Source organism: Marivivens sp. LCG002, from assembly GCF_030264275.1.
Lineage (GTDB): Bacteria > Pseudomonadota > Alphaproteobacteria > Rhodobacterales > Rhodobacteraceae > Marivivens.
Window position 1 is genome coordinate 24,294 of sequence record NZ_CP127166.1, and the last position, 15,707, is coordinate 40,000.

Genomic DNA, 15,707 nt, shown 5'->3' on the forward strand with positions numbered 1-15,707 from the left:
GGGGCTATGAAATTTTTGGACAGCCCCTCAGACACTCCCGAAGACGAGGAAGAGGACCTTTGGTTCCTCCCCGCGCCTCTTGAGGATGCTGCGCCGACCGACCTCCCTGCCCCGCTTGCGCCATTGCCGGTCAAGGGCTGGTCGGTGGACTGGGCGCGGGCCGAGGCGGGATTGGGTCGTCCCTTGGCCGAGGCGTGGGCAGCGCTCGCGCGGCTTGATGAAAAGGTTGCGGCGACCAAGGGGGCTTCTCAATGGATCGCCCTTGGCGAGGCCTCGGCGCTAAGCTGGTATGACGGGCGGCGCATCGCGCCCGAGCGGCTTGCGCTCTATGCCGAACTGCGGGTCTCGACCGCCGAGGATGACGCCCGCGACCTCGCACTGGCAGATTGGGCGCGGCGGCGTCTGGTGGGGTCTGTGTCGCCCGAGGACATCGAGGCCTTTTTCGGGTTCGAGGACCAAAACCTTCCCCGCGGGGAAGATGGGCTCGCGTGGGTCGGCTCGATCAGGAGCGGGCAATTGCACCCGCTGACCGCCGCCGCGATGGCCTTTCACGACTGGAAAAGGATCGGGCTGTCGGGTCCTGAAAGCGTGCTTGAGGCGGCGACTTTGGCGATGCGAGTGGCGGCAACGGGGCTTCGCGCCCTGCCCTTTGCGCCGATGGCCTCGGTCGGGATGCGCGCGATCAGGTCAAGCGGACCAGTCGAGGAGCGGCTTCTTCCGTGGCTCGAGGCGATCCGTAACGGTGCGCAAGAGGCATACCTTACCCTCGATCGGCTTGAGGATTGGGGCAGTCGGGCGCGAGCTGCCATCGCGCCGATGTCGGGGCGCACGCCCGAGCGGCTTGTCTCTGTCCTCGTTGAGGTGCCCTTCCTCTCGGCTGAAATGGCCGAAGTGCGGACAGGTGCCAGTCGGGCAGCAGTGCAGCGCAACCTTGACCGTCTCGCCGCGCTCGGGTTGGTCAAAGAGGTGACGGGCCAGCGGCGCTATCGCTACTGGACCGCAGCGATCTAGATCTCTGCCGCAGGATAGCCCGCCGCGTCAAGCGCGGAAAGGATCGCGGATTTGGATGCGGTGCTGTCGATCTCGACCTCGCGGGTCTCCATATCGAAGTCCAGCTCTGCGTCGTCATCCAGAGCGGTGACGGCTTTTTCAACGCTGGCTTTGCAGTGGCCGCAGGTCATGTTGGCAATGTGGAATCGGGTCATGGTGGTCTCCTTGGTCCGAGCAGGATGAAACCTTCCCCGCGGGGAAGGTCAAGCGGGCATCGCGCCACGGCGAATCTTCCCCGCGGGGAAGGTTTCGGTTCACGGGAAATCGGAAACGGAACCCTTGACCTTCCAGTTACTGGAAGGCTTAGGTGGGGGTGAAAGCGATGGAAAGGGGTTACCATGACCAAGCAGATCAAACTTTCGGTGCAGGGAATGACCTGTGCCTCTTGCGTCGGACGGGTCGACAAGGCGCTTGCCGCAATCGACGGAGCGGAAGGGGTCGCAGTCAATCTTGCCACCGAAACGGCGAGCCTTCGGGTCCCCGAAGAGGTTAGTGCCTCGGAGGTCGCGGCGGTGCTTGATGCGGCGGGGTATCCCGCGCGGACGGTTTCGGTGGTGCTCTCGGTCGAGGGGATGTCCTGCGCCTCTTGCGTCGGGCGGGTGGACAAGGCTCTTGAAGCGGTCGAGGGCGTGACCGCGGCTTCGGTGAACCTTGCTGCTGAAACCGCCTCTGTCACCTATCTCGAAGGGGCGGTGACGGTCGAGGCGTTGCGCGCAGCAACAGCGGCTGTCGGCTATCCCGCGAAGGTCGTCGATGCAGGGACGAGCGCTGAGGATACGGGCGCACGCAAAGAGGCAGAGGCGGGTCTACTCAGGCGCAATCTGATCATTGCGCTGGTTCTTGTGCTTCCTGTTTTCCTCCTTGAAATGGGGGGGCATGTGTTTTCCGATATTCACCACCTGATCGATATCGTAATCGGAACGCAGTTGTCTTGGGAGTTCCAATTCTGGATGACGACCCTTGCTCTTGTTTGGCCGGGGCGTCAGTTTTACCTCAAGGGGTTTCCTGCTTTGTTGCGCGGCGCACCCGATATGAACAGCCTTGTCGCGGTGGGGACCACGGCCGCCTATGGCTATTCGGTGGTGGCTACCTTTGCGCCGCAGGTGCTCCCCGAGGAGGCGAGGGCGGTGTATTTCGAGGCGGCGGGCGTCATTGTGGTTCTGATCCTTCTCGGGCGGATGATGGAGGCACGGGCCAAAGGGCGGACCGGCGCCGCCATTCGCAAGCTTATCGGGCTTCGTCCGAAAACAGCGCGATTGAGCCGTGATGGTGTCGAAATTGAAGTCGCGCTCGAGGACATCGGGGTCGGTGATCTTGTCGTCGTGCGCCCCGGTGAGCGGATCGCCGTCGATGGCGAGGTGGTTTCGGGCGAGAGCTATGTCGACGAGAGCATGATTACGGGCGAGCCTGTGCCCGTGTCCAAGAGCGCAGGCGCTCATGTGGTGGGCGGCACGGTGAATGGTGACGGGCTTTTGACGTTCCGTGCGGTGAATGTCGGGGCGGATACGGTGCTCTCGCAGATCATCCGCATGGTCGAGGAGGCGCAGGGTGCCAAGCTTCCGATTCAGGCGTTGGTGGACCGTGTGACGCTTTGGTTTGTGCCTGCGGTCATGGGGCTTGCCGTGCTTACCGTTCTCGGCTGGTTGGTGGTGGACGGGTCGTTGACCCATGCGCTTGTTGCGGGGGTTTCGGTGCTTATCGTGGCTTGTCCTTGTGCGATGGGCCTTGCGACGCCAACATCGATCATGGTCGGGACGGGCAGGGCGGCCGAGCTTGGGGTCCTTTTCCGCAAGGGGGACGCACTTCAGTCTCTAACAAGGCTCAAAACAGTTGGTTTCGACAAAACAGGCACGCTCACCGAGGGGCATCCGAAGCTCACCGATTTCGAGGTGAAAGAGGGCCTTGATCGTGCGGCGGTGCTTGCCGTCGTCGCGGCGGTGGAGTGGGGGTCGGATCATCCGATCTCGCGCGCGATTGTGGCCGCGCATGAGGGCGCAGTTCCCGAGGTCGAGAAGTTCAAATCGCTGGCGGGCTATGGGCTCGAGGCGATGGTCGAGGGGCAGCAGGTCTATGTCGGAGCGGATCGTTTGATGGTGAAGAAAGGGATCGCGCTCGGTCCCTTCGAGGCGCGGGGGCGGGAGCTTGCGCGATTGGGGCGCACTCCGCTCTATGCCGCAATTGACGGAGAGGTGGTTGCTGTGGTCGCGGTGGCGGACCCCGTGAAGCCTGAGGCCGAGGCAACGATCAAGTCTCTACACAAGCAGGGGATCGAAGTTGCGATGATCACCGGCGACAATCAATCGACGGCGCGGGCGATTGCGCGGCAGCTCGGGATCGATCACGTGGTGGGCGAGGTGCTTCCCAAGGGGAAGGTCAAAGCGATCGAAAAGCTTCAGGGGCCTGTGGCCTTTGTCGGGGACGGGATCAATGACGCGCCCGCGCTGGCCACTGCGGATGTGGGGATTGCGGTCGGGAGCGGCACCGATGTGGCGATGGAAAGCGCGGATGTTGTCCTGATGAGCGGGGACACGCAGGGTGTTGTGACGGCGCTCCATCTGTCGCGGGTGGTGATGCGGAACATCAAGCAGAACCTTGTGTGGGCGTTCGGCTATAACGTGCTTCTGATCCCCGTGGCGGCGAGCGGGATGCTGTCGCCCATGTTGGCGGCGGGTGCGATGGCGCTTTCGAGTGTGTTCGTGCTCTCCAATGCGCTGCGACTTCGGTTTGTTCAGGCCCCAAAATAGAGACTAATCATGCCCAAGAAGCATGAAATCCAATTTTTAGAGCATAGGCTCTAGTATAAGCGACGAAAAGGAGTGGAGAGGTGAACATCGGTGAAGTGTCGGCCCGCTCGGGGCTTCCGACGAAGACGATCCGCTATTACGAGGATATCGGGCTGGTCGAACCGCTTCGGTCCGAGAACGGCTATCGGCGGTTCCGCGAGAGCGACTTGCACAAGCTCGCTTTTCTGGGGCGGGCGCGGCACATGGGATTTTCGATCGAGGATTGCCGCACGCTGCTGCATCTTTGGGAGGATCGGACACGGGCGAGTGCGGACGTGAAAAAGCTCGCCAAGGAGCGGCTCGCGCAGATTGATCGCAAGCTCGAAGAGCTCAAAGAGATGCGCAACACGCTTGCGCATCTTGTCAGTTGCTGTGCCGGAGATGATCGGCCCGATTGTCCGATCCTGAGCGACCTCAGCGGGATTTAGAAATCGAGACCGAGGTCAAGCGTTTTGGCCGAATGGGTGAGCGCGCCCGACGAGATGTAATCGACGCCCGTCGCGGCGACTTCGGCGATGCGTTCAAGCTTCATGTTGCCCGAGGCTTCGGTCTTGATCCGTCCATCGACCATTTTCACCGCTTCGATGAGGGTCGGGGTGTCCATGTTGTCGAGCAGGACGACATCGGCACCGCCCGTTTCGAGGACTTCGGCAAGCTGGTCGAGGCGATCCACTTCGATTTCTACGCGGACCATATGCGAGGCGACGGCTTTGGTCGCGTTCAGCACAGCGGCGATTCCGCCAGCGGCTGCGATGTGGTTGTCCTTGATGAGAATCGCATCGGAGAGTGAGAAGCGGTGGTTGAAGCCGCCGCCGTGGAGCACTGCCTGTTTCTCGACGATGCGCAGACCCGGAGTTGTTTTGCGCGTGCAGGTGACACGGGCGTTCGTGCCCTTGGTTTGGGCGACAAAGCTGGCGGTGAGGGTCGCGATTCCCGTCAGGCGGCCCGCAAAGTTCAGCGCCACACGCTCGCCCGAGAGAATCGAGGCGGCCGAGCCTTTGATCGTCATGAGGACATCGCCCTTGGTACAGGGTTGGCCGTCGGAAATGTGGGTAGTTACCTCTAGGGTCGGGTCAACGAGATGGAATGCGATGCGTGCGATCTGCATTCCCGAGACGACGCCGTTTTCGCGGGCATTGAGGCGCGCTTCGTAGGTGGTGCCAGCGGGAATCACCGCGCGGGTGGTCACATCGCCATAGGTTCCGAGATCTTCGAGAAGGGCGGAGCGCACCAAGGGTTCGAGAATCAGGTCGGGGAGGGTGGCGAAGGTGCTCATGGTCACTCCTTGGCGATGCTGTTTCTGAGGGCGAGCGCCTCGGTCAGAGTTATGCGGGTGCGGGTGCCGACTTCGCCATCGGTGATGGGAAAATCGGTGCGGAAATGCGCGCCGCGGCTTTCCTCGCGCAGGAGAGCGGCAGCGGTGATGAGGGTCGCCGTTGCGGTCATGTTGCGAAAGGTTTCCGAGGTGCTTTGCTCTTCGAGAGCGGCAATGGTGCGAAGCGCGGTGACCAGCGTTTCGGCAGTGCGGACCACGCCGACGTTGTCGGTCATGGTACGACGAAGCTGCATCACAAGCGCGTCGTCGGGCATATCGCCTTGGCCGTCGAAGGTGACGTCGATCTCGGGCGCTTCGGATTCGGCGATGATTTCGCTGATGCCGTCGGCACAGATGCGGGCATAGACGAGCGCTTCGAGAAGGCCGTTTGAGGCAAGGCGGTTCGCGCCGTGAAGACCCGTGGAGGACGCCTCGCCGCAGACCCAGAGGTTATCGAGAGACGAGCGGCCTTTGTCGTCGGTGTCGATGCCGCCCATGTGGTAGTGCGCGGCGGCGGCAACGGGAATCGGATCGACGGCGGGGTCAAAGCCGTTGCGGGCGCAAGCCTCGGCCACGGCGGGAAATTGGGTTTTGACGCGTTCGCCAAGCACGGCGCGGGTGTCGAGCATGGGGCGAAGGCCCGCTTGGGTCTGGGTATAGACGGCGCGGGCGACGATATCGCGGGGGGCCAGCTCGGCGTCGGGATGCTCGGTGAGCATGAAACGTTCGCCGTGCTTGTTGATCAGGATCGCGCCTTCGCCGCGCAGGGCTTCGGTCGCGAGGGGGGCGGGGTCCTCGCCCACGTCGATGGCGGTGGGGTGGAACTGCACGAATTCGGGGTCGGCGATGACGGCTCCTGCACGGGCGGCCATGCCGATGACCTGACCGCGAATGCGCGGCGGGTTGGTGGTCAGCGCGAAGAGACCGCCCGAACCGCCAGCGGCCACAAGGTAGGCGGGGCCCTGAATGGTGATGGGCGCAGAGCCTTTGGGCTTGGCCGAGACGACTTGAACGCCATTCACGCGGTTTCCGTCCATCACGAAGCCCGTGGCCAGAGCGCCTTCGAGCACCTGGATCGCGGGTTCGTCGCGCACTTGGGCGATGAGGGCTTTCATGATCTCGGCGCCCGCTTGGTCGCCCTTGACGCGGACGACACGGGCGTAGGAATGCGCCGCTTCGCGGTTCATCACATAGCCGCCCTCGGGGGTGCGGTCGAAGGGGGTGCCGAGGTTGGTCAGATCGAGGATATGCTCGCGCGCCTCGCGGGTGACGCGGTCGGCCACGTTCCAATCGACGGTGCCGGCGCCGGCAACGACGGTATCGTGTGCGTGGCTTGCGGGGCTGTCGCCCGAATCCATCGCTGCCGCAACGCCGCCTTGGGCCCAAGCCGAACTTGCGCCGATCCCGAGCGTTTCGGGCGAGATCATCAGCACAGGCCGCGGGGCAAGCCGAAGGGCCGCGTAAAGAGCGCCGAGGCCCGCGCCAATGATAACGACGCGATCAGTGCTGATCTCTTGCATGGAAGGTTCCTTAGATGCCCAGCTTGACGCTGAGGTCGATCATACGTTGCACCGCAAGACGGGCCTTGTCCGAGACTTCAGGGTCGACAAAGACCTCCTCGGTCATGGTGTGAAGCGACCAGAGCACTTTTTCGAGCGTGATCTTCTTCATGTAGGGGCACATGTTGCAGGGCTTGGCAAAGTCCACTTCGGGCAGGCTGTCCGCGATGTTCGACGCCATGGAGCATTCGGTCACGAGCATGGCCTTGGCGGGTTTGTTGTCGCGCACCCATTTGATGATGCCCGAGGTCGAGCCCGAGTAATCCGCTTCGGCCACGACCGAAGGCGGGCATTCGGGGTGGGCGATGATTTTCACATCGGGGACCATCTCGCGGTAGGCGCGCAGATCCTCGGCCTTGTATTCTTCGTGCACGATGCACGAGCCCGGCCAGTAGACCACGTTCTTGTGGCTTTCGTTGGCGACGTTCTGGGCGAGGTATTGGTCGGGGGTCATGATGACCGTGTCCGACTCCATCGCGTTGACGATCTGGAGCGCGTTCGACGAGGTGCAGCAGATGTCCGAGGCGGCTTTGACCTCGGCGGTGGTGTTCACATAGGAGACCACGGGCGCGCCGGGGTATTTGGCGCGCATTTCCTCGATCCCTGCGGCGGTGATGCTTTCGGCGAGCGAACAGCCTGCGGCGACATCGGGGATCAGGACCGTTTTCTCGGGGTTCAGGATCTTGGAGGTTTCGGCCATGAAATGGACGCCGCCCTGAACAATCACCTTTTCTTTGACCTCGGTCGCTTTGATCGCGAGCTGGAGGCTGTCACCGACAAAATCGGCCACACCGTGATAGATGTCGGGGGTCATGTAGTTGTGCGCGAGGATCACCGCATCCCGCTCTTTCTTGAGCGCGTTGATTGCAGCGACATAGGGCGCGGCGATGGCCCAATCGGCGGGAGAGACCACGCGGTCCATCCGTGCGTAAAGATCGGCCATCGAAGCGGCAAGCTCGGGATTGGGCGCGAGATCGTAATGTTCGGCAAGGCCAGCGCGCATGGAAACAAGATCAAACATGGCAATTCCCCCAAAAGAAATGTCACGTGGTGTTTACACCCTGACGCGCTGCGTTCCAGTCCGAATTCGGCAATGGACAGAGATTCGCGCCGATTTGTTGCCCGACGCGGCGCGTTGAGGAAATATTATGCTCCTATCGGCGCGGGATCGGTGGATTCACAATCACAGCGCGGCGATGATCTCGGCACCCAGTCCCGCAATCGCGCGGCCTGTCGCGTCGGCGATGGCGGCGGAGCCTTCGCCGTTCAAAGGCACCTGAATGTCGAAGCTGCGCATGCGGTCGGAAATCACGCCGTCGGGGGAGGACAGCGCGAATTGGCCCGAAAGCTGGAAGTTGCCGTTGGCGCGGGCGAGCATTTTGTCGACGCGCACGGTAAGTTCCGCTTGGGGCCATGTTTCAAGCGGCCAAGGCTCGGCGGCGACGCGGGCTGTTGTGGCGCGCGAGAGATGCGAGACGAGCGAGGAGGTAAAGGCGCGGGTCGGATCATCGGCCCAAAGCGTATCGGTCACGGTGCGGATCGAACCGTCCTCGGATTCGTAGGCGATTTCCGAGGCTTCGGCATAGGCGGGCAGGGTGGTGTCCTTGACCTCGATCGAGCTTACCGCGATGCGCACCGCTTTTGCGGGGGCGGGCGGCTCGACCAGATAGAGCGCGGGATCGGAGCCACAGCCCGCAAGTGCAAGGCCAGAGAGAAGGAAAAGGCGGCGTTTCATGGTCTTATCTCCCTAGAAGCAGCGATGCGGGATCGCGTTCGAGTTGGCGCGAGAGGGCTTCGACGGCGCGGGCCGCATCGCTCACATCGCGCAGGGCTCTGATGGTTTCGTCGCTGAAGTCCGACCGGTTGCCATAGCTGGCGATGACGCGCTCGGCGGTGGCGAGAACGCCTTTGAGCTGTTCGCTCAGGCGGGGCAGATCGGCCATGGTGACGCGGAAATCGCTGGCGGCCACATCGATGGATTCGGCGGCGGCCTGAGCCGAGTTCAGAGCGGCGTTGAGATTATCGACGGCACCGCCGCCGCGCAGTTCGGCCACGGCAAGGCGGACCTCGTCCAATGCATCGGTCAGCGACTGGGGCAGGGCGCGTGCGCCGTCGGTGTTGATGACCGCATCGGCAGAGGCAAGGAACGTCGTTGCTTGGGTGATAAGCGCCTCGGCCTCTAGGCTGTTCGCCTTAGCCGTGAGGGTGCGCAGGTCCTCGATCAAGGCGGGCACGTTTTCGGAGGCGGTCGACAGGTTGTTCGCCGTGGTTTCGGCGGCGGTCAAAGCGCGGGTGAGGGTGCCCGAGACATCGGCGCTGCGCAGTTCCTCGGTGATGGTGCGAAGATCGGTGATGGTGGCCCGCAGATCGGTCGGGATCGCCTGAAGATCGGGGCTGTTTATCAAAGCGCTGGTGTCTTCAAGGAGGGTGCGGGTCGCGGGGGCCACGGTGCGAAGATCGGGATCGGCGGCAAGGTCTTCGATGCTGGCCATGGTCTTGATGGCCTGATCAAGCAGCTCTTCGATCGGAAGCGAGTTGATCCGTTCGATCATGCCTTCGGCGGTGGCGGTGAAATCGGGGATGTTCGAGCGCACGGAGGGCAGGATTGGCTCGTCCTCGCCGCGCAGGATGAGCGAGGCATCGGGGGTGTCGTTCATCATGACCAACTCGACGATGAGCGAGGAACTAAAGATACCCGAGGTGGCCAGACGCGCCCGCATACCGTTTTCGACCGAGACCCGAAGGAAGTCGATGGTTTCCTCGGTGGTGGCGTCATTGGGCATGCCGAGACGCAGCGGATCGAGGTTGAGCGAGGCAAGGAGCGTGATCGCCTGATCGGGGTTTTCGTCGTTTACTTGCGCACGGATTTCCGAGACTTCGCCGACTTCGATGCCTGCGAACTGGACCGGCGCGCCGGGGGTGAGGCCGCTGACCGACTCGCCGAAGGCGACCGAGACGGCGACACCGTTCTGAACGCGACCGACAAAGATCGAGCGGCGGGCCTCGGCCTCTTCGTCGTAGATGTCGAAGACTGCGCTCGTGCTGATCGAACCGCCGTTCTCGAAGATCGAGTCAAAGGCGATGCCGCCCGAGAGGATCGTCGCGATGCTTTCCACGTTCAGGGCAAGGCCGCCGCTTCCGAAGGAGACGGAGAAGCCCGAAGTATCCCAGAAACGGGTGGCGGAATTGAGGAGCTTGTCATGCGGGGCGTCGATATAGGCGTCGATCAGGATCGCATCGCCCGTTGACGTCAGGCGCGGGGTGCCCAGACGACCGACCTCGAGTCCGCGGTAAAAGATCGGAGCGCCCGCGCTGACCATCTGGCCGTCGGCGGCACGCAGCGTGATGCGGGTGCCTTTGTAATTGGGGAGAACCGAAGGCGGGGTCGATGCACCGTCGAAGCTGGTCTTTGCCGTTCCGATCCGGTCGTCCCATGCGCCTTGGATATAGACGCCCGATAGAACCGTGGAGAGGCCCGAAATGCCGCGCGCGCTTACCTCGGGTTCGACAACCCAGAAGGTCGCGTCTTCGTCGAGATAGGGCACCACGGCTTTGTTCACGCGGGCATAGACGATGACTTTGGTCAGATCTTCGGTAAAGTCGACGCGCTCCACCTCGCCGATGGTCACGTCGCGGTATTTGATGAGCGTTTCGCCTGCGGTAACGCCCGAGGCTTCGTCGAACAGAATCTCGATCAGAACGCCACGGTCGGAAAAGCTCTGCCATGCCAGACCGAGCGCAAGCACGAGCGACAGGAGCGGCACGGCCCAAAGCGGCGAGAGATTGCGCCAAAAGCTCCGCTTGATCGGTTGAAGGTCCAATTCGGAAGGCTGTTGATCAGACACGCGGCGTCTCTTTCTCTGTGTCCCAGATGGTTCTGGGGTCAAAACTCTGGGCGGAGATCATCGTGCACACGACCGAGACCGTAAAGGAAAAGGCCGCAATCCCCGGTGAAACCGTCACAATAAAGTCCATCTGGAGCAAGGCCGTCAGGATCGCAACGACAAATACGTCGATCATCGACCAACGGCCGATGAATTCCACGATTTCATACATATGGAGCCGCCCCACATCGCGAGTGCGGATGCCCTTTTTCACCGACCACGCGAGATAGGCGATGGCGATGAACTTGCCGATGGGAATGATAATGGAGGCGAAGAACACGACAAAGGCCACCCAAAGATCGCCGTGCTGGGCAAGGTCGATGACGCCGCCCATGATCGAGCTTTCGTGGGGGCGGCCGAATTGGGTCATGCGCAGCATCGGATAGATGTTCGCGGGCACATAGGCGATGAGACCCGCCCACCACCATGCCCAGACCTTTTGCAGGGCAAGGGTGTCGCGGCTTTGCAGGGTCGAGCCGCAACGGACGCAGAGGGCAACGCCTTGGTCGTGGACGCGACCGCAACGGGTGCATCCAACGAGACCTGCCGCGCGTGCGGTCAGTACAGACGTCGGTTTTCCAGTGTTTTCCATACGGTCAGCTTACACATAAAGGTGTCTTTGAGAACGGTGACGACGACAAGCCCGCAAAAGGCCCAGAAGGCGGGGCCGATGAGAACGGTGGCGAGACCCGTGACCTTGATCAGGGCGACGCCGACACCGACGATGAAAATCTCGGCCATGGACCAAGGCGACAGGCGCTCGGCAAGGCGGAAGGCCTCGGGTGCATAGCGGGCGGGGTAATGTCCGAGCGACATCGGCGCGAACACATAGATCAGCGCCATGAACCGCACCAACGGCACGACGATGATCAGCGCCCCCAAAAGGATCGCGACAGGGAGCATGAAGCCGTCGGAAAAGGCCAGCACCGCATCGAAGACCGAGGATCGCGTGATCCGCCCGCCTGCCTGAAGTTCGAGAAAGGGAAAGAAGATCCCCGCACACATCAGAACAAAGGCGGTGGCGGCGAGCATGAGGATCTGGGTCATCGCGCTTTTGCGGGGGCGCAAGAGGGTATGGCCGCAGCGCACGCATTTCGCAGCCATGCCGATGGGCACGTCGGTTTCCTTGTGCAGCGCGTCACAGGTCGGACATGCGATAAGCCCGTTGGGGGACAGTTTGTCCTGATGGGCGTGAATGGGGTTCATACGTGATTTGATCCGTTTGCCTTGGTCTATTGTAGTCGGGGCGGCGGGGGGTGCAAGGCGGCATGGCTTTTGGCACGGCGGCTTTGCGCCTAGGTTGTCACGGACTGCGGGCCGAGGCGCAGGCGCATGGAGGCGCGCAGGCGGGTCGAGATGTGATCCACAACCAAGGTGAGCGCGGCCGACACCAGCAAAAGCACGACGACGCGGTCGAGACGGAGTTCCTGCACGTTCTTTTCGATGAAAAAGCCCAGAGTGCCGAGCCCCAAAAGGCCCATGATCGCGGAATCGCGGATGATGATTTCCCAGCGATAGAGGCAGAGCGCCCAGATCGTCCCGCTCTGGCGCGGGAGGAGTTCGTAGCCCCAAAGCGAAAGGCCGCTTGGCGCATCGGGACGCAGAGCGAGGCCGCGGCTTTGTTGGCCGAGCAAATGGGCGATGATCGCGCCGTTATGGAGGCCAAGGGCAAGGACCGCAGGGAGCAGCGAGGGGCCGAGGATTTGAAGAAAGACGAAGGCCAGCATGTAATCGGGGATCGAGCGCAGGACGACGAACACGCCATGGGCGATGATCGAGCCGATGCGGCCCGAGACGCGGGGCACGAGCACAGGAAAGCCGAAGATCGCGATGAGCGTGGCAAGGGCCAAGGCGACTTGGGCAAGGATCACTGTTGTGAGCGTTCCGGGGAGGGCTTGGGTTTCGAGGAGTTTGGTCAGCCATGGGAGGAGCTCGCCGCCATTGCGGAGCGGGGCGGGGACGATGTCCTCGGTCAGAAAGCGGATCAGAGCGCCTTCTCCCATCGGGGGGAATTTCTGCAGGGCCAGAAGCCAGAGCGCGGCGACAAGGTAAAGCGGCGTCAGGCTCCACCGCATCCAGAGCCGCACGGGGAGGATCAGGGCGAAAAAGAGATAGAGGACGGCGGCGGCCTGAGAGTAATGGGCCTGACGGAAAAAGGTTTCGAGCAGATACCCGAGCGTCGGAAGGCCGATGAACCCAAGGACTGCCGAAGAGCGCAGCCCGCATTCGATGCGATAGAGCGCATAGGCTTTGATCTGGTCCCACGCGAGAGGGAGCCGCGCATAAAGGATGAGCGAGGTGCGCGGGGTCGAACGGGGCAGGGCGCTTGCCGCCGATTGGGGCGTTTCGCTCAAGAGGTCGGAAAAGACGCGGGCGAAGATGCCCGAATAGGGAATGCCGATCGCCAAGAGGCCCGTGAGGGGTCCAAGGCCCGTGACCTGCATGAGAAGGAGCGCCCAAAAGAGTTCGTGGATCGAGCGGAGCGTCACGCAGAACCCGCGCACGACGGGATTGGCATAAAAGGGCGCAAGGACGAGGCCGATGGCGGCGGCGAACAGCACACCGACAAGGGCAAAGGCCACGGTGAGCGCTGCGCCCAGCCAAAGCCCGTCGGTGCCGAAGTCGGGGGTGAGAAACCCGCGCCCGAGTGCCACAAGCGTGTTCCACGGATCGGGGCGGTTGCTTTGAAGATCGGAGAGTCCGAGCGCAATGAGGCTGAGTGCAACAAAGGCCCAGAGGCCGAATTTGCGCGCACGGGCGGCCGTCATGCGTAGAGCTCTGCGACCTGAGCGTCGGTGAGATCGACGGCGGCGAGGTCGAAGGTGATCCTCCCGCCTTTGAGACCGATGACGCGGGTCGCGTGGGCACGGGCAAGGTCTACGTTGTGGAGCGCCATGACCGAGGTGGAGAACCGCGCGTGCAACTGCTCGATCAGATGGTGGCCTTGGGTGATGTCCACCGCCGAGACGGGTTCATCGGCAAAGACCACCTCGCCGCCGCGATAGAGGGCGCGGGCGATGGCAACGCGCTGGCGCTGGCCGCCCGACAGCGTTTCGGCGGGTTTGCGGAGCATGTCGGGAAGACCGACCGAGGCGAGGATGGCCCCGACCTCGCTTCGATCCTTGGCCCGCGGATAAACCAGCGTGCCGAGGTTGCGGAGCGTGCCGAAGTCGTCGAGCCGCCCCGTATAGACGTTGTGGAATGTCGAAAGCTGGGGCACCAGCCCGAGATCCTGCGGCACGAGGGCCGCGCGGTGGGTGGTTTTTTCCACCTCTTCGCGCAGAGCGGCCAGAAGCGTGCTTTTGCCCGTTCCTGACCGTCCCAGAAGCGCGATCCGCTCGCCGATGCCGACAGTCAGCGTGACATCGGTAAGGACGGGGGTTTCCCCCCATCCCAGTGTTCGCTTTTCCAGATGCACGATCCCGCCCATCGTGCTCACTCGAGAATGTCGAGTGCGCGCGCCGTGTCCTCGATCGGGGTATAAAGCGCGTTCGTGGCCTCGATAAAGGCAGAACGCGGGAAAGAGGCCAGAAGATCGGCGTCTGTCATGCCGAGCAATGCGGCCTGAACCTTGTCGGCGAATCCTTCGCCGAAGGTCGCATCGACATCACCGCGAATGGTCCAGTTGTAATCAGGATAGGGCGGGGTCTTCCACAAGAGCGTGGTGTTCTCGGCCTCGGCGGTGCCGAGCGCGCTGTCGTAAACGGTGAAGTTCAGCGCACCGACCTGATAGGCACCCGAAGAGACAAGACGAAGCGTCTGGCCGTGATCGCCCGAAAAGCCGACCTCGGAGAAGAACTCGTCGGGGGCCATGCCTGTTTCCTGACGGATGTGGAATTCGGGCATGAGACGGCCCGAGGTGGAGGTCTGGGCCCCGAAGGTAAAGCTCATGCCTTGGGCCGCGAGGGGAAAGCCGTCGCTCGGTTCAAGGCCGGTTTCGCTGTTGGCGATGAAATAGGTGACAAAGGTTTCATCCTCGACGCCTTGGGCGATGGCGCGGGCGCCATCAACGGCAAGACGCGCCTGAACGCCCGAAAGTCCGCCGAACCAGCCAAGCTGGATCTGGTTGTTGCGGAACGCCGTGACCGATGCGGCATAGCTTTTGACGGGGACATACTCGACGGGAACGCCGAGCTTCTCTTCGAGGTATTCCGCGACCTTGCCGAAGCGTTCGACCAGCTTGGTTTCGTCATCATCGGGGATGGCGGAGAAATAGAGCGTGTCCTGTGCAAGGGCACCGCCAGCAGCAAGAACAAAGGTAAGAGCAATTAAAGAAACACGCATCACTTGGACCAATCAGTTCAATTCAGGATGCGGCGCGGATACCCCTTTGGGTCGGCAACTTGAAGTCACCAAAAGACAAAGGGGCCGATGGGCCCCTTGAAAGTCGCCATGATGTGACGCCGCTTAGACAGCGTCGGCAGCCTGACGTGCGATGGTGTCGATGTCGGCGCGTGCGATACCGATGTCGGCAAGTTCACGATCCGTGAGCATTGCAAGCTCGGCATAGGCTGCGCGGTAAGCGGCGCGGCGCTCGAGAGCTTTGGACACGAGGGCGACGATATTGGAAACGCCGAAACCTGCTGCGGGAAGTGCGATTTGAAGTGCCATATGTTTTTCCTTTCGTTTTGGCCCCGTATCGGGCCCGTCTGATAGGAGTAATATCGGCGCTAACAGTCGATCCGAGTAGTGCGAGTCTTCTCAATGCTGCAATGCAGAAAGTGAATAGCTCAGGCCAGCTGCCCCTCGATCAGCGACAGGATCGCGCGGTCGTCGGGTTTGGTGCCCGAGCGATAGGTGTCGATCACGGTGCCGTCGGTGCCGATCAGCACCTTGTTGAAATTCCAGCGCGGCTGGAAATTGTAATCCGTCTTGAGCCAGCGATAGAGCGGATGCGCCTGCGGCCCTGTCACCTTGATGATGTCGGTCATCGGGAGGGTCAGGCCATAGTTCACATCACAGAACTCTTTCACCGCTGCGGCATCGTTCAATTCCTGTCTGAAATCATCAGACGGCGTCGCCATCACAATAAGCCCACGCGGCCCATAGGTTTCATGCAGCGCCTGAAGCGCGGCATATTGGGGCGTGTATCCGCATTGCGAGGCGGTATTCACAA

General features: G+C 62.3%; 16 protein-coding genes (1 of these 16 only partly in view). 3 read left to right on the plus strand and 13 right to left on the minus strand.

From position 1 onward, the window contains the following. Positions 1–6: 6 nt before the first annotated feature. The gene (locus QQG91_RS14625) at positions 7–1,011 is read left to right on the plus strand and encodes a hypothetical protein (RefSeq protein WP_285772488.1); all 1,005 of its coding nucleotides are present in this window, start codon (positions 7–9) and stop codon (positions 1,009–1,011) included. On the opposite strand, the gene QQG91_RS14630 is transcribed toward QQG91_RS14625, so the two are convergent. Beyond that, positions 1,008–1,205 (minus strand): heavy-metal-associated domain-containing protein, encoded by a 198-nt coding sequence (locus QQG91_RS14630; protein ID WP_285772489.1) that lies wholly within the window; start codon positions 1,203–1,205, stop codon positions 1,008–1,010. The genes QQG91_RS14625 and QQG91_RS14630 overlap by 4 nt on opposite strands. A gap of 183 nt (positions 1,206–1,388) precedes the next feature. Between QQG91_RS14630 and QQG91_RS14635 the strand changes: the two genes are divergently transcribed. Together QQG91_RS14635 and cueR are read left to right on the plus strand one after the other, a co-directional pair. Further along, the gene (locus QQG91_RS14635; protein WP_285772490.1) at positions 1,389–3,794 is read left to right on the plus strand and encodes a heavy metal translocating P-type ATPase; all 2,406 of its coding nucleotides are present in this window, start codon (positions 1,389–1,391) and stop codon (positions 3,792–3,794) included. An 80-nt stretch (positions 3,795–3,874) separates the two neighbouring features. Next, positions 3,875–4,261: a Cu(I)-responsive transcriptional regulator gene (cueR, locus tag QQG91_RS14640; RefSeq protein ID WP_285772491.1), complete on the plus strand. Its 387-nt coding sequence runs from the start codon at positions 3,875–3,877 to the stop codon at positions 4,259–4,261. On the opposite strand, the gene nadC is transcribed toward cueR, so the two are convergent. From nadC to QQG91_RS14700, 12 genes are all read right to left on the minus strand, one after another. Beyond that, positions 4,258–5,109: a carboxylating nicotinate-nucleotide diphosphorylase gene (nadC, locus tag QQG91_RS14645; RefSeq protein ID WP_285772492.1), complete on the minus strand. Its 852-nt coding sequence runs from the start codon at positions 5,107–5,109 to the stop codon at positions 4,258–4,260. The genes cueR and nadC overlap by 4 nt on opposite strands. A 2-nt stretch (positions 5,110–5,111) precedes the next feature. Beyond that, positions 5,112–6,668 (minus strand): L-aspartate oxidase, encoded by a 1,557-nt coding sequence (locus QQG91_RS14650; protein WP_285772493.1) that lies wholly within the window; start codon positions 6,666–6,668, stop codon positions 5,112–5,114. 10 nt (positions 6,669–6,678) lie between these two features. Continuing rightward, a complete protein-coding gene (gene nadA / locus QQG91_RS14655; protein ID WP_285772494.1) occupies positions 6,679–7,728 on the minus strand; it encodes a quinolinate synthase NadA in 1,050 nt (349 codons plus the stop codon). A gap of 162 nt (positions 7,729–7,890) precedes the next feature. Continuing rightward, positions 7,891–8,442: a PqiC family protein gene (locus tag QQG91_RS14660; protein WP_285772495.1), complete on the minus strand. Its 552-nt coding sequence runs from the start codon at positions 8,440–8,442 to the stop codon at positions 7,891–7,893. Positions 8,443–8,446: 4 nt separating this feature from the next. Continuing rightward, complete coding sequence (locus tag QQG91_RS14665) at positions 8,447–10,552, minus strand: PqiB family protein (RefSeq protein WP_285772496.1); 2,106 nt, start codon at positions 10,550–10,552, stop codon at positions 8,447–8,449. Beyond that, positions 10,545–11,183: a paraquat-inducible protein A gene (locus QQG91_RS14670; protein ID WP_285772497.1), complete on the minus strand. Its 639-nt coding sequence runs from the start codon at positions 11,181–11,183 to the stop codon at positions 10,545–10,547. Before QQG91_RS14670 ends, QQG91_RS14665 begins: the two co-directional genes overlap by 8 nt. After that, positions 11,150–11,797, minus strand: coding sequence for a paraquat-inducible protein A (locus QQG91_RS14675; RefSeq protein ID WP_285772498.1), 648 nt, complete (start codon positions 11,795–11,797; stop codon positions 11,150–11,152). The genes QQG91_RS14670 and QQG91_RS14675 overlap by 34 nt, the downstream gene beginning before the upstream one ends. An 89-nt stretch (positions 11,798–11,886) precedes the next feature. Then, positions 11,887–13,359, minus strand: a complete 1,473-nt coding sequence (locus QQG91_RS14680; protein WP_285772499.1) for a PhnE/PtxC family ABC transporter permease — start codon at positions 13,357–13,359, stop codon at positions 11,887–11,889. Continuing rightward, positions 13,356–14,021 carry an ATP-binding cassette domain-containing protein gene (locus tag QQG91_RS14685; RefSeq protein WP_285772566.1) on the minus strand — a complete coding sequence of 222 codons (666 nt, stop codon included), beginning with the start codon at positions 14,019–14,021 and terminating at the stop codon, positions 13,356–13,358. The genes QQG91_RS14680 and QQG91_RS14685 overlap by 4 nt, the downstream gene beginning before the upstream one ends. A 5-nt stretch (positions 14,022–14,026) precedes the next feature. Next, a complete protein-coding gene (locus QQG91_RS14690; protein WP_285772500.1) occupies positions 14,027–14,875 on the minus strand; it encodes a putative selenate ABC transporter substrate-binding protein in 849 nt (282 codons plus the stop codon). Positions 14,876–14,998: 123 nt separating this feature from the next. Beyond that, positions 14,999–15,202, minus strand: coding sequence for a DUF1127 domain-containing protein (locus QQG91_RS14695; RefSeq protein ID WP_285772501.1), 204 nt, complete (start codon positions 15,200–15,202; stop codon positions 14,999–15,001). 119 nt (positions 15,203–15,321) lie between these two features. Then, positions 15,322–15,707: the 3' portion of a glutathione peroxidase gene (locus QQG91_RS14700; RefSeq protein WP_285772502.1), read on the minus strand. 154 nt of this gene lie beyond the right edge of the window; only the last 386 of its 540 coding nucleotides appear in the window; its start codon lies beyond the right edge, outside the window; the stop codon is at positions 15,322–15,324.

What these genes read in the sequence shown, in the direction of transcription:
- QQG91_RS14625 (WP_285772488.1), top strand. Translation starts at nt 7, where the DNA reads ATGAAATTTTTGGACAGCCCCTCAGACACTCCCGAAGACGAGGAAGAG.
- QQG91_RS14630 (WP_285772489.1), bottom strand. Translation starts at nt 1,205, where the DNA reads ATGACCCGATTCCACATTGCCAACATGACCTGCGGCCACTGCAAAGCC.
- QQG91_RS14635 (WP_285772490.1), top strand. Translation starts at nt 1,389, where the DNA reads ATGACCAAGCAGATCAAACTTTCGGTGCAGGGAATGACCTGTGCCTCT.
- nadC (WP_285772492.1), bottom strand. Translation starts at nt 5,109, where the DNA reads ATGAGCACCTTCGCCACCCTCCCCGACCTGATTCTCGAACCCTTGGTG.
- QQG91_RS14650 (WP_285772493.1), bottom strand. Translation starts at nt 6,668, where the DNA reads ATGCAAGAGATCAGCACTGATCGCGTCGTTATCATTGGCGCGGGCCTC.
- nadA (WP_285772494.1), bottom strand. Translation starts at nt 7,728, where the DNA reads ATGTTTGATCTTGTTTCCATGCGCGCTGGCCTTGCCGAACATTACGAT.
- QQG91_RS14660 (WP_285772495.1), bottom strand. Translation starts at nt 8,442, where the DNA reads ATGAAACGCCGCCTTTTCCTTCTCTCTGGCCTTGCACTTGCGGGCTGT.
- QQG91_RS14670 (WP_285772497.1), bottom strand. Translation starts at nt 11,183, where the DNA reads ATGGAAAACACTGGAAAACCGACGTCTGTACTGACCGCACGCGCGGCA.
- QQG91_RS14675 (WP_285772498.1), bottom strand. Translation starts at nt 11,797, where the DNA reads ATGAACCCCATTCACGCCCATCAGGACAAACTGTCCCCCAACGGGCTT.
- QQG91_RS14680 (WP_285772499.1), bottom strand. Translation starts at nt 13,359, where the DNA reads ATGACGGCCGCCCGTGCGCGCAAATTCGGCCTCTGGGCCTTTGTTGCA.
- QQG91_RS14685 (WP_285772566.1), bottom strand. Translation starts at nt 14,021, where the DNA reads ATGGGCGGGATCGTGCATCTGGAAAAGCGAACACTGGGATGGGGGGAA.
- QQG91_RS14690 (WP_285772500.1), bottom strand. Translation starts at nt 14,875, where the DNA reads ATGCGTGTTTCTTTAATTGCTCTTACCTTTGTTCTTGCTGCTGGCGGT.
- QQG91_RS14695 (WP_285772501.1), bottom strand. Translation starts at nt 15,202, where the DNA reads ATGGCACTTCAAATCGCACTTCCCGCAGCAGGTTTCGGCGTTTCCAAT.